We start from the raw sequence: 12,471 nt of genomic DNA, 5'->3' as shown, positions 1-12,471 counted from the left end.
AGTCGATCGTGTGGCCTCGCGGCGTGGGAGGGTCAAGCCGTGGACTCTCTCCCAGGGGGAGGGTCCAGGATGAGGGGATGCTGAGCATCGGGGAGTTTTCGCGGCTGACCCACCTGAGCGTGCGGACACTGCGCCGGTACCACGAGGCGGCCCTGCTGGAACCCGCCGTGGTGGACGAAACCACCGGTTACCGCTACTACGGTGTCGACCAGATCCCGACCGCGCAGGTCATTCACCGGCTCCGTGAACTCGACGTCCCCTTGAACGATGTGCAGCGCATCCTGAGGACCCCCGATCCCGGTGTCCGGGCGGCTCTGGTCACGGATCACCTGCAACGCCTCGAGGACGTGCTCGACCGCACCCGGGCCGCGGTCGTGTCGTTGCGGCGCTTGCTCCGGCCCGACCCCGCGCCGATCGACGTCGAGCTGCGCGCGGAGCCCGCCCGGACGGTCGCGGCGGTGGAGGCCGTGGTCGGGCATCGCGACGTCGATGCCTGGTTCGCGGGCGCGGTGGCCGAGCTGGAGGCGGCCGTCGGCGCCGCCGCGACCGGCCCCCTGGGTGGCAACTACGACAACGCCCTGTTCGAACAGGAGCGCGGTCACGCGCTCCTGTACCTGCCGACCGCCGCGCCACCTCACACCGGACGCGTGCACCCCGTGACTCTTCCGGCCGCGGAACTGGCCGTCACCACCCACGTCGGTGTGCACGACGGCGTCGAGGTCACTTACGGCGAGCTCGGGACCTGGGTGGTGGAGAACGCGATGTCGGTGGCCGGGCCGGTGCGGGAGGTCTACCTCGTCGGCCCGCGTGACACCGGCGATCCGGCTGCGTGGCGCACCGAGATCGGCTGGCCGGTCTTTCGCGTCACCTGAAGCGCTCTGCGCGAAGCCGGGCCTGGGGTCGCTGGACAGGGTCGCCGACAGCTGCGGCTTCGCCGCAAGGAGCTTTGCGCAACCTCGGCATGACCCTGCTGGCCCTTACTGTCCCCGTCCGGTCTGGTTCTGGAGGCGGTCGATCAGCTCTGACGCCTCCGCCTTGGTCAAGCCCTCCGGAACCGTCTCGCCCGCCTCCTGGGCGAGGGTGCCGAGGTAGGAGCGCTGGGGCCCGGTCATCGGCTCGTCGCCGGTCGCCCAGTCTTCGCGGGGTTTCTCCGGGCTCGGAGTGTCGCTCGGCTGCGTGTTGTCGCTCATCTGACGTCCTTCGGCTGGGCACATGATCAGGCGGCGAATACCCCGCCAGGCGGGAAGCCACACCTCCCCGCATCGGGGCGAACCTGTCCCGGAGTTCGTGCTCGCGGAGGAAATTCTCGCCGGGATTCATCGTGCGGGACGAACGGGCCGCCCGCGGATCGACCTAGTGTCGTCGCCAACGAGGCTAGGAGGGCAGGTATGCGCACGCTCTTGCGCGGCGGTCGCGTCGTCGATCCGGCCACCGGGTTCGACGGCACCGCCGACGTGCTGGTCGATGACGGCAGGGTGGTCGCCGTCGGACCGGGCCTGCCGGAGGCCGAGGACCAGATCGCGATCGACGTCGCCGGATACCTCGTCGGGCCGGGTTTCGTCGATCTGCACAGCCACGTGCATTCGATCGCGGGTCACCGGTTGCAGGCGATGGACGGGGTCACCACGGCGCTCGATCTGGAGGCCGGGATGATGCCTGTCGGCCGGGCGTACGCGGAGGCGGCCTCGGCGGGGCGGCCGCTGCACTACGGTTTCTCCGCTTCCTGGGGTTCCGCCCGGGCGAAGGTGCTGGCCGGGGTCGAGCCGGACGCGAACTTCGCCACCGCGCTTTCGGTACTGGGCGATCCGGCCTGGCAGCGGTCTTCGTCGAAACCCGAACTGGTTTCCTGGCTGTCCCTGCTGGAAGACGAGCTGGCGGCGGGTGCGCTCGGCGTCGGCGTGCTCCTCGGGTACGCGCCCGCCAGCGACCCGGCCGAGTTCCTGGCCTTGGCGAGGCTTGCCAAGCGGGCCGGAGCGCCTACGTACACGCACGTCCGCGAGCTGGTCGAGGTCGACCCGGACACGCCGGTCGACGGTTCGGAGGAGATCGCGATCGCCGCGGCCGAGACCGGGGCGGCGATGCACCATTGTCACGTCAACAGCACGTCGGGGCACCATGTCGACCGGGTGCTCGCCGCGCTGGAGGCCGCCCGCTCCGCCGGGTCGCGGGTGACGGTGGAGGCATATCCCTACGGGGCGGGCTGCACCGCGGTCGGTGCGTTCTTCCTCGCCCCGGAGCGGCTGCGGATGAACGGCCTCGATCCGACACGGGTGGTGCTGCTGGAGACCGGTGAGCGGATCGCCGACGAGGCGCGGTTGCGGCAGGTCCGGAGCGAAACGCCGGGAGCGCCGTGCCTTCTCGAGTCACTCGACGAGCAGGATCCGGGAGAACGGGCTCTGCTGCACAGGTCGCTCGCTTTCCCCGATTCGATCATCGCGAGCGACGCGATGCCGGTGTACTGGCCCGACGGCACCGGCGAGAGCACCCGATGGCCGCTTCCTCCAGGCGGGGTGACACACCCGCGCACGGCGGGGACGTTCTCGAAGGCGCTTCGCCTGATGGTGCGCGAAACCGGCACCTGGACCTGGCTGGAGGCGTTCCGCCGCTGTTCCTATCTGCCCGCGCGGGTGCTGGACGAGGTCGCGCCGGCCGCGCGGGCGAAGGGCAGGCTGGACGTCGGCGCGGACGCCGACATCGTCGTCCTCGACCCGGCCACGATCACCGACACCGCCTCGTACTTCGACCCGACCCGGCCTTCGCTCGGCGTCCGGCACCTCTTCGTCTCGGGCACTCCGGTGGTCCGCGACGGGCGACTGCTCACCGACGCGTTCCCCGGCAGACCGCTGCGCGGTGAACCGCGGTGAACGCGAAACCGCATACGAGTCTGAACCGTGTCATCGAAGCACTCGGCGACGTGCTCCTCGAGCCGCTCGCGGTCGGCCGGGACACCCGGCGTCCCCTCGGCGGCGTGGTGATCCACGACCCGTACGACGACGCCGAGTTCCCCGACCGGGCCGTGGTGCTCGGGGTCGGGGTGCGCGAATCCGGTGAGATCGTGAAGCTGCTGCACGAACTCGGCGAACGCGGTGCGTCCGCGCTGGTCGTGCGGTCGCCGGTCTCCGCCCCGGCCGAGCTGGCGCGAGCGGCCGCCGCCTCCGGGGTGGCGTTGGTCGGCCTGGCGAGCAGGGCGTCGTGGACGCAACTGGCCGCGATGCTCCGTACGTTGCTGGCCGAGGGCGACGTCGGCGACGTCTCTCCGCAGGCACTCGGCGGAATTTCGACCGGCGACCTGTTCGCGCTCGCCAACGCGATCGCCGCGTTGCTCGACGCGCCGATCACCATCGAGGACCGTGACTCGCGAGTGCTCGCCTTCTCCGGCCGCCAGGACGAGACCGATCCGCCGCGGGTCGAAACGATCCTCGGCCGCCAGGTGCCGGAGCGGTACACCCGGGGCTTGGCCGAGAGTGGCTTCTTCGACCGTCTTTATCACGAGACGGGACCGGTCTATTTCTATCCGGACGACGATGGCGAGAACCGTCCCAGGGCGGTGGCCGCCGTCCGGGCCGGCGATGAGGTGCTCGGCTCGATCTGGGCCGTGGTCGATCACGCGCTGAGCGACGAACGTGCGGCGGCGCTGGTGGACGCCACGAAGATCGTGGCGTTGCACCTGCTCCGGCTGCGCGCCGGAGAAGATGTCGAACGCCGGCTGCGAGCCGATCTGGTGAGTACCGCCCTCGAAGGCGGGCGCGGGGCCCCGGAAGCCGTCGCGCGCCTCGGCCTGCTCGGCCGGCCCGCCGTCGTGCTCGCGATGGGTCTGCTCGACTCGGCCGACGACGACGCCCGGCTCGCCACCGAACGCCATCGCGTCGCCGACGCGCTCGCCCTTCACCTGAGCGCGGTCCAGCCGCGATCGGCGGTCGCGCTCATCGGCGAGGTCGTGTACGGGATCGTGCCCGGGAACCACGGTGATCAGCAGGAACGCTCGGTGCGCGTCGCGGCCGCGTTCCTGGAACGAATCGGGCACCGGGTCTCCGCGACGATCGGCGTCGGACCGACGGCGCTCGACAGCTCGGGCCTGTACGACTCTCGCGTCGGGGCGGACCGGGCGTTGCGGGTGCTGCTCGCCAACGGCGGCGCCAAGCGGGTGCTCACGGCGGAGGACGCGCACATCGACGCGCTGATGCTCGAACTGGCGGACCTTTCCGCGGCCCGCGGCGACGTCGCGACCGGGCCGATCGCGAGGTTGCTGGCCTACGACCGCGAACACCAGTCCCAGTTCGTGCACACGCTGCGGTGCTGGCTCGACTCGTTCGGGGACACCAACGCCGCGTCGGCGGCGGCCTATGTGCATCCGAGCACCTTCCGCTACCGGTTGCGCCGGCTGGCCGAGATAGGCGGCATCGACCTCGACGACCCCAGGGACCGGTTCGCGGCGATGGTGCAGCTGCATCTGCTGCTCCACGGCACGCGGCCCGAAACGGCCTGAGACACCACCGATCCCGGGGTTCCTCCGCGCGGACGAACTTCTCCCGCGGCTCTCCTCGATCCGGACGAACAACCGGCGCCTCCACCGGACCTAGCATTCCCGCAACGCCGGACCATCCACACCGGACAAGAGGTGCACATGTCGAAGATCTCCGAAATCGATACCTGGCTCCGGGAGAATTTCGCCGTCCTGCTGGACCGGCACCGGGTCCCCGGTGCCGCGATCGCGGTGCTCGCCGACGGCGAGGTCGTCGAGCACGCGGCGGGTGTCCTGAACACGAGCACCGGGGTGGAGTCCACAAAGGACTCGGTATTCCAGATCGGGTCGATCACCAAGGTCTGGACGATCACGCTGATCATGCAGCTGGTCGACGAGGGCCTGGTCGACCTCGACCGCCCCGTGCGCGACTACCTGCCGGAGTTCCGGCTCGCCGACGAGCAGGCCGCCGCCACGATCACCGTCCGGCAGCTGGCGTGTCACACCGGCGGGTTCGAAGGTGACGTCTTCGCCGACACCGGAACCGGTGAGGACGCGGTGGCGAAGCTAATCCCGTTGCTGGCGGAAGTGCCGCAGCTGTTCCCACCGGGCGAGCGATTCTCCTACAGCAACGCCGGCTACTGCGTGCTCGGCCGCATCGTCGAGGTGCTGCGAGGCGAGTACTGGGACGACTGCGTGCGCGAGCGGCTGATCGGCCCGCTCGGCCTGACCCACGCCGGCTGCGGCGCCGAGGACGCCGTCCGCCATCGCGTCGCGGTCGGTCACGACCTGCCGGAAACGGGTGGCGGGCCGGTGCCCACGAAGGTCTGGTCGCTCGCCCGCTCCAACGCCCCCGCCGGGGCGACGCTGGTCATGTGCCCGCGCGATCTGCTGACCTTCGCCCGCATGCACTTGAACGAAGGCAAGGCCGACAACGGTGCCCAGGTGCTGTCGCCGGAGTCGGTGCGCGCCATGCGCGAGCGGCAGATCGCCGTACCGGATCTCGGCGTCATGGGCGCGTACTGGGGCCTCGGCTGGGCGGACTTCGGCTGGCAGGGCGGCACGGTGATCGGCCACGACGGCGGCACGATCGGCCAGTCCGCCTTCCTGCGTGTCGCGCCGGAGCGCGACGTCGCGTTCGCGTTGCTGACCAACGGAGGGGCCGCGTTGCGGGCTTACCACGAGGTCGCCACCAAACTGATGCACGAACTCGCCGGTATCACGGTTCCACCGCTGCCCGAGCCGGATCCCGCGGCGGTGCCGGCCGATCTTTCCCGGTACGTGGGCGAATACTCGTCGAGGGTCGTCTCCACCGTCGTCACCGAGGAGGGTGGCAGGCTCTGGCTCCGGCGCACCCCGAAGGGAGAGTTCGCCGAACTCGACGAGCCCTCGGGCACGGTCGAACTGCTGCCGTGGCATGGCGAAACCTTCGTCGCCGTCGTCCCGGAACTCCCTGGCGCCTACATGCCCCACGAGTTCGTCGGCGACGACGGCACCGGCCGGGCCCGGTTCCTCCACACCGGACGCGCGGACCGGCGGGTGACCCGGTGAACGACATCCGCGAACGGATCGAGGCGGTGTTCGCCGCCGCGGGGGCCGAAGGTTCGCTGCACGCCAGGGAAATCGGCGTGCCGGACGGTGCCGAGGTGTCGGTCGGCGCCGACGATCAAGTGGTCCTCGCCTCGGTCTTCAAGATCCCGATCGCGCTCGCGTACGCCCGGGAAGTGGTGGCCGGACGGCTCGACGAGACCGAGTACACGAAGGTGACCGCGCGGTACCGGATCGGCGGCATCGGCACCGCGGGCTGCGCCGACGACGTCGAGATGACCTGGCGCGACCTCGCCTGGTTCATGCTCACGATGAGCGACAACGCGGCGACCGACCTGATCTGGAACCGGATCGGTCAGGAGACGATCTGCCGGGTGGTCGCCGACCTCGGGCTGACCCGTACCCGCCTGATCGGCTCCTGCGAGGACTCGTTCCGCATCGGGCTCGCCGAACTCGGCGGGACCGACCTCGCCGAAATCGACGCGCTGCTGGCCGAAGCCACCGGCGAACAGCTGCGGAACCTGTCGATGTGCGACCCGGAAAGGGAAACCTCGTCGACACCGCGCGAGACGACCGAACTGCTGGACGCGATCTGGACCGACCGGGCGGGCGAACCCGAGGCCTGCGAACGCGTTCGGACGATCATGGCCCAGCAGATCTGGCCGCACCGGCTGTCCGCCGGATTCCCCTCCGATGTGCGGATAGCCGCGAAAACCGGGACGCTGCCGGGCATCCGCAACGAAGCGGGAGTGGTGACCCTGCCCGAGGGCCGCCGTTTCGCGGTCGCGGTGTTCACCCGCGCCCATTCCTTCGAGGGCCGCCTTCCCGAGGTCGACGCGTCCATCGGCGCCGCCGCCCGGCTGGCGCTCGACCACCTCGCCGCCGAGAACGTGACACCGTAGGAGAATTCCCATGAAAACTGCCCGGCACACCGCCGTGACGGCGGTCGTGGTCGCGTTGACCGTGAGCGCGTGCTCCGCACCGGCGCCCTCCGGCACGGACCCGGACGCGAACCGGCCACTGGCCGACGGCAAGACTTTCACCTATGCCGTCGGCTCGGATCCGGGGACGCTCGACCCGGCGCTCACCGTGCTCTCGATCGCCGGCGAGATCGGCCGCTACCTCTATGACGGGTTGCTCGGCGTGGACGGCAAGGGACAACCCGAGGCCGGCCTCGCGGCGCGGTGGGAGGCCACCACGACCACCGCGTCCTTCACCCTGCGCGAAGGCATCACCTGTCCCGACGGGAGCCCGCTCACCGCGAAGGACGTCGCGGCGAACATCGACTTCATCGGCGACCCGGCGAACAAGTCGCCGATCGCGGGCAACACGGTGAAGGTGGGCACGAAAGCGGTCGCCGACGATTCCGCGGGCACGGTGAAGGTCACCAGCGGGGCACCGGACGCGTTCCTGCTGCGCAACATCGGCAACATCCCGATCGTCTGCGCGAAGGGCCTCGCCGACCGCGCGACGCTGGCCAGGGGCGAGAACGGCACCGGCATGTTCACCGTGTCCGAGATCGTCCCGAACGACCACTACACGCTGACCCGGCGCAAGGACTACCACTGGGGCCCCGGCACCTTCGATCCGCGGCAGAAGGGCTTGCCGGACAAGGTGATCATCCGGGTCATCCCCAACATGACCACCGTCACGAACCTGCTGCTGTCCGGCGAGCTCAACGCCGCCCAGGTGGTCGGGCCGGACCAGCAGCGGCTGCGGGCACGCGGGCTGTTCCACGCCGACACGACCGTGGCACTCGGCGAGTTGTGGTTCAACCAGGCACCCGGTCGGTTCGGCGCGGACCAGACGATGCGCCGCGCATTGGTGCAGGCAGTCGACCTCGCCCAGGTCGCCAAGGTGCTGACCAGGGACGCCGGCGCGCCCGTCCGGAGTCTGATCACCATGGAACCGGCGGCGTGCACCGGCGACTCCGCCACCGGGCACATCCCCGGCTTCGATCTCGCCGCGGCCAAGGCCGCGCTCGAGGCGGCGGGCTGGAAGCCGGGACCGGACGGCATCCGGACGAAGGACGGCAAACGTCTCGCGCTGACCGCCATCTACGGCACGCAGATCGGAGCGACCATGACACCGGCCGCCGAGCTGATGCAGCGGGGTTGGAAGGAGGCGGGCGTCGACGTGACACTCAAGGGCCTGGACAGCCCGGCGACCAGCCAGACGCTGTTCGCCTCCGGCGACTGGGACCTCTCGATGGCGCCGGTCAGCCTGAACCTGCCGAGCCAGCTGACCCCGTTCGTCTCCGGCAACCGCCCGCCCGAGGGCACGAACTTCGCGCATATCGACAACCCGCGGTACGACGCGCTGGTCGCGAAGGCGGCCACCCAGGTCGGGACCGCGGGCTGCCCGGACTGGCTGGCCGCGGAGACGGCGCTGTTCGAAGACCAGGACGTCGCACAGTTCGCGAACTCGGTACTCCCGACCTTCGGGAACAAGGCGCGGTTCGAGATCTCGAACACCTTCCTCCAGCCGTCGTCGATCCGGATGTATGCCTGATGAACGGATCAGCCCCCGAGGTCAGCCAGTTCTTCGGATGCACACCGCTCGGGCCGGTCGGCTCGGAAATCGAGAAGCCGAGGTCTAGCGAAGCGAGATCGGGGTACCTGGCTTTGAGTGGAGAGCAGTGCCGATCGTGGGCTGAGGTGCAGCGCGGTGGAGCGACGACGAGTGCGGCAGGGTGGCGTCACCGGGAATCGGGCGGGGGAGGACGAGCCCGAGGGCCCGACGGATCTGTCGAAGCGTTCGTGGTGGCAGGTGTTGAAACGGACGGTCAAGCAGTTCCAGCGGGACAACTTGACCGACTGGGCTGCCACGTTGACCTACTTCAGCGTGTTGTCGATCTTCCCGGCGATCGTGGTGCTCACCGCGATGCTGGGTTTGCTGGGCCCGGCGGCGACGCAGACGCTGATCGACAACATCAACACGCTGGTTCCCGGACAGGGCCGTGAGATCTTGGTCAACGCGATCCGTGAGGTGGGCCGGTCTCAAGGGCTGGCGGGACCGGTCGCCATCGTGGGTATCGCGGGGGCGCTGTGGACGGCGTCCGGATATGTGGGTGCGTTCATGCGAGCCTCGAACGCGATCTACGAGATGCCCGAAGGGCGGCCGATATGGAAAACGGTGCCGCTGCGCCTGGTTTTGACCCTGGCGGTAGTGGTGCTGCTCGCGGTGTGCGCGGTGGGTGTGGTGGCGACCGGTGGGGTGGCCGAGCGGGTCGGGCGACTGCTGGGCGTCGGGTCGGCCGGGGTGCTGGTGTGGGACATCGCGAAATGGCCGGTGATCGCGCTCTTGGTGAGTTTGGCGTTCGCCTTGTTGTACTGGGCCGCACCCAACGTGAAACACCCGGGATTCCGGTGGCTGAGCCCCGGCGGTGTGCTGGCGGTGGTGGTGTGGGTGCTGGCCTCGGCCGGATTCGCCTTCTATGTAGGGAATTTCGGCTCCTACAACAAAACCTACGGCACGCTGGCCGGGGTGATCGTGTTCCTGGTGTGGCTGTGGATCTCCAATATCGCCGTGCTGCTGGGGGCGGAGTTCGACGCCGAACTCGCCCGGGGCCAGCGCATCGAGACCGGGCAACCCTCCGAGCGGGAGCCTCTCCTGCCACCGCGGGATACCCGCGCATTCGATGACGACGACACCGCGCAGGTGACAACGGAGCCTCCGGGGACCGTCGCGGAGGGCCGTGGCAGTGCCGGCTGACCCGGCCGGTTGCTACAGCTCGAACTCGCCCGGCGCGAGGCTGCGCGCGAGGCAGAACTCGTTGCCCTCCGGGTCTGCCAGTACGACCCATGAACGGTTCTCGCCCTGGCCGAGGTCCACGGTCGACGCGCCGAGCGCGAGCAGCCGGTCCAGCTCGGAGCGCTGGTCGCCGTCGATCGGCGTGATCTCGAAGTGCACCCGGTTCTTGCCGCTCTTGCCGTCGGGCACTCGGACGAACGACATGCTCGGTACGGCCGGCCCGCGGCGCAGATCGGCGAGCCGATCCGCGTCCGGAACCTCGGGGTCGGGCCCGATCTCGACGACCTCACCCCTGTCCTCGTAGACGACGTACCCGAGGACACCGCACCAGAACTCGGCCAGCCGCCGCGGATCCACGCTGTCGATCGTCGTCCATTCCAGCCTGCTCGTCATGTACCAACGCCCTCGTGCTTCGGAACCCCCTTCAAGTTCGGACACCTTCTCACAGGCCTCACACAGGTTTCAGGTGAATTGTTGGTCCATTCGAGTGGGTAGGCGGTCGGTTTGTGATGCCGCACGTTCGTATTCCGATGGAATGTCAGTGAAAAGACGACAGGGTTTGCTGGTCGGCCTCGGCCTGCTTGCCGTGGCGCTGGTGTGGTGGGTTGTCCAGGTCGCCGTACTGCCCTCGGATGCCCGGAGTGCCGCTGCCACATACGGGCAGTTCGTCCTCGCCGCGGTGGGCCTGATTGTCAGTGTCGTCGCGTTGTGGAGGACGGTTCTCCCACCGCCTTCGGTGGGACTCGACGAGTTGTCGGATCGGTTCGCGGTGGCGATGCGAACCCAAGGCATGGCGGCCGCGTTGGAGCGTGGCCTGATGCAGCCGTCTCCGTTGCCGATCCGGTGGACGGGCGTGTCGGAGGGAATCGCCGGGAGCGTCGCGTCCGCGACGGCACCTCGCGGCGCGGGAGCGTGGTTCCCGCCCTTGCCGGGCCTTGACACCATCACTTCGGCGGACCTGCGGTCGGGCAACCGCGAGAAGCTGCACAAGATCTACGGTGCTCTTCCGTCAGGACGCTTGATCCTCGTCGGTCCACCGGGGGCGGGTAAGAGCTCGGCCGCTGTGCTGCTGCAGCTCGACGCCTTGCGGTATCGCGAATCCGCGTCCGATGCCGAGGCCCGGCGGCGAATTCCGGTGCCGGTGATCCTCACTCTGCACGGCTGGGATCCAGAGACCACTCCGGTCGTGGACTGGCTGGTGAGCAGGCTGACGCTGGTCCCTCTGCTTCGCGGCAGAGCGGGCGCGCGTCATGCGCGGGCTTTGCTGGAGCGGCACGTCACCGTCATCCTCGACGGGCTCGACGAGATCCCCGAGAACTTGCGGCCGATCGCGCTGCGAGCGCTCAGCGAGCAGGCGACGTGCCGCGTGATACTGCTCAGCCGCACGGAGGAGATGGCCGACGCCGCGCGGCAGCACCTGTTCGTCGGCGCGGTGGCGGTACGGCTGAAACCGTTGACGCCCGCTGCAACGGTCCGTTATCTACTCGGTCCACTGGCCTCGCCGGCTCCCTCCGCGTGGAGATCGATCGCCGAAACAGTCAAGGACAAGCGTTCCGGCCCCCTGGCGTCGGTGTTGAGCAGCCCGTTGTGGGTGAGTCTTCTGCACGACATCTACCCACCGCTGGGGAATCTGGACGCCGCCGTCGACGAATTGCTCGGCGACCGGTTCGCCGACCCCCGTGCCATCACACAGCACCTCCTCGAGAAAGCGGTCGCGGCCGCCTACTCGGCGCGCCCCGGGCAGAAGCCGTCTCGATACAGCCCCGCCACGGTCCGGCGCACCCTCGGTGTCATCGCCGGCAGACTTCATCGAGACCGCACCCGCGACTTCACCTGGTGGGGGATGACCGCGTGGTCGCCGTGGTCCGGACGCCTCGCCTCCGCCATACCGCTGGCACTGCTCACGATTCCCGCCGCGCTGACCGCGGCGGCCCTGATCACCGCCCTGGCAGGCGACTTGTTCTGGGTCACCCTCGGTTCCGCCGCCGGCATCGGCATCGCCATCAAGTTCCTGGCGCCCGCCGCCAGGTACCCGCTCACACTCGGTGGCTCATTCCGGTCAAGGAACCTCAGGCGCGGTGTCCTGCTGGGACTTTCCCTCGGACTCGGCTTCGGAGTCGTGGCGGGTTCTCAAGGAGGATTCGCCGGCGGTTTCGCCACGGGATACGCGGGAGGCCTCGCGGTATGCCTGCCCGTCGGCCTCGTCGGCGGCCTGACGGTCGGTCTTCTCGATCACCTCGCCCAGCAAGGGCGAAACGACGTCAACCCGCCCACCCCGGTGAACCTCTGGCGCGCCGAACTGGCGACCGTGCCCCTGCTTCTCGTGACCTTCACGTTGGCGGGCGCGCTTGTCTTCGGGTTGATCGGCGGTGTGATCGGCGGCATCGGGAGCGGGCTGGAAGAAGCCGTCATGGGCGCGTTGATCGGGGCCGCGATCGCGGTCGCGGTGTGGACCGCGCTGTCGAAGACGATACGAGCGGCCTGCGGCCAGCTCTACCTCACCGTCCGGTACCGGACACCGTTCCGGCTCCTGCGGTTCCTCGAGGACGCACGCCAACGGCACATCCTCAGGACGGTCGGCCCTGTCTACCAATTCCGCCACGCCACACTGCAAGACCATCTCGCGGCGGATACCCGGCCGTCGTCACGGCGCGGGGCTGAGGGCGGTTATGCCCTCCCCGTCCGCACGCGCTGTCCCTAGGCTGCGG

At 69.6% G+C, this 12,471-nt stretch carries 10 protein-coding genes; 8 read left to right on the top strand and 2 right to left on the bottom strand.

Annotated features, from left to right (window positions below):
* The first annotated feature begins 77 nt into the window (after positions 1 to 77).
* The gene (locus DMC64_RS27935) at positions 78 to 872 is read left to right on the top strand and encodes a MerR family transcriptional regulator (RefSeq protein WP_125735933.1); all 795 of its coding nucleotides are present in this window, start codon (positions 78 to 80) and stop codon (positions 870 to 872) included.
* Positions 873 to 977: 105 nt separating this feature from the next.
* Here DMC64_RS27935 and DMC64_RS27930 read toward each other — a convergent pair whose 3' ends face one another.
* Complete coding sequence (locus DMC64_RS27930) at positions 978 to 1,190, bottom strand: DUF3072 domain-containing protein (protein ID WP_037339074.1); 213 nt, start codon at positions 1,188 to 1,190, stop codon at positions 978 to 980.
* Between the two features lie 198 nt (positions 1,191 to 1,388).
* Here DMC64_RS27930 and DMC64_RS27925 point away from each other — a divergent pair, with 198 nt between their 5' ends.
* From DMC64_RS27925 to DMC64_RS27900, 6 genes are all read left to right on the top strand, one after another.
* Complete coding sequence (locus DMC64_RS27925) at positions 1,389 to 2,864, top strand: amidohydrolase family protein (protein WP_125735932.1); 1,476 nt, start codon at positions 1,389 to 1,391, stop codon at positions 2,862 to 2,864.
* Positions 2,861 to 4,486, top strand: coding sequence for a CdaR family transcriptional regulator (locus DMC64_RS27920; protein ID WP_125735931.1), 1,626 nt, complete (start codon positions 2,861 to 2,863; stop codon positions 4,484 to 4,486). Before DMC64_RS27925 ends, DMC64_RS27920 begins: the two co-directional genes overlap by 4 nt.
* Positions 4,487 to 4,624: 138 nt before the next feature.
* A complete protein-coding gene (locus tag DMC64_RS27915) occupies positions 4,625 to 6,013 on the top strand; it encodes a serine hydrolase (RefSeq protein ID WP_125735930.1) in 1,389 nt (462 codons plus the stop codon).
* A complete protein-coding gene (locus DMC64_RS27910) occupies positions 6,010 to 6,912 on the top strand; it encodes a serine hydrolase (RefSeq protein WP_125735929.1) in 903 nt (300 codons plus the stop codon). The genes DMC64_RS27915 and DMC64_RS27910 overlap by 4 nt, the downstream gene beginning before the upstream one ends.
* A gap of 10 nt (positions 6,913 to 6,922) precedes the next feature.
* On the top strand, positions 6,923 to 8,521 hold the full coding sequence (locus DMC64_RS27905) for an ABC transporter substrate-binding protein (RefSeq protein WP_125735928.1): 1,599 nt from the start codon (positions 6,923 to 6,925) through the stop codon (positions 8,519 to 8,521).
* Positions 8,522 to 8,677: 156 nt separating this feature from the next.
* Positions 8,678 to 9,724, top strand: coding sequence for a YihY/virulence factor BrkB family protein (locus DMC64_RS27900; RefSeq protein ID WP_233629836.1), 1,047 nt, complete (start codon positions 8,678 to 8,680; stop codon positions 9,722 to 9,724).
* 12 nt (positions 9,725 to 9,736) lie between these two features.
* Here the strand turns inward: DMC64_RS27900 and DMC64_RS27895 are convergent, their stop codons facing one another.
* Complete coding sequence (locus DMC64_RS27895) at positions 9,737 to 10,156, bottom strand: VOC family protein (protein WP_125735927.1); 420 nt, start codon at positions 10,154 to 10,156, stop codon at positions 9,737 to 9,739.
* Positions 10,157 to 10,304: 148 nt separating this feature from the next.
* Between DMC64_RS27895 and DMC64_RS27890 the strand changes: the two genes are divergently transcribed.
* Positions 10,305 to 12,464, top strand: a complete 2,160-nt coding sequence (locus DMC64_RS27890; protein WP_125735926.1) for a hypothetical protein — start codon at positions 10,305 to 10,307, stop codon at positions 12,462 to 12,464.
* Positions 12,465 to 12,471 lie beyond the last annotated feature (7 nt).

It is taken from the genome of Amycolatopsis sp. WAC 04197 (assembly GCF_003947475.1).
GTDB classification, from domain to species: domain Bacteria; phylum Actinomycetota; class Actinomycetes; order Mycobacteriales; family Pseudonocardiaceae; genus Amycolatopsis; species Amycolatopsis japonica.
Note: the sequence above shows the minus strand (reverse complement) of the source record. Positions and strands in the feature narration are given on the sequence as shown.

Coding starts and splice junctions, on each gene's coding strand:
- DMC64_RS27925 (WP_125735932.1), top strand. CDS start 1,389: ATGCGCACGCTCTTGCGCGGCGGTCGCGTCGTCGATCCGGCCACCGGG.
- DMC64_RS27895 (WP_125735927.1), bottom strand. CDS start 10,156: ATGACGAGCAGGCTGGAATGGACGACGATCGACAGCGTGGATCCGCGG.
- DMC64_RS27930 (WP_037339074.1), bottom strand. CDS start 1,190: ATGAGCGACAACACGCAGCCGAGCGACACTCCGAGCCCGGAGAAACCC.
- DMC64_RS27905 (WP_125735928.1), top strand. CDS start 6,923: ATGAAAACTGCCCGGCACACCGCCGTGACGGCGGTCGTGGTCGCGTTG.
- DMC64_RS27935 (WP_125735933.1), top strand. CDS start 78: ATGCTGAGCATCGGGGAGTTTTCGCGGCTGACCCACCTGAGCGTGCGG.
- DMC64_RS27915 (WP_125735930.1), top strand. CDS start 4,625: ATGTCGAAGATCTCCGAAATCGATACCTGGCTCCGGGAGAATTTCGCC.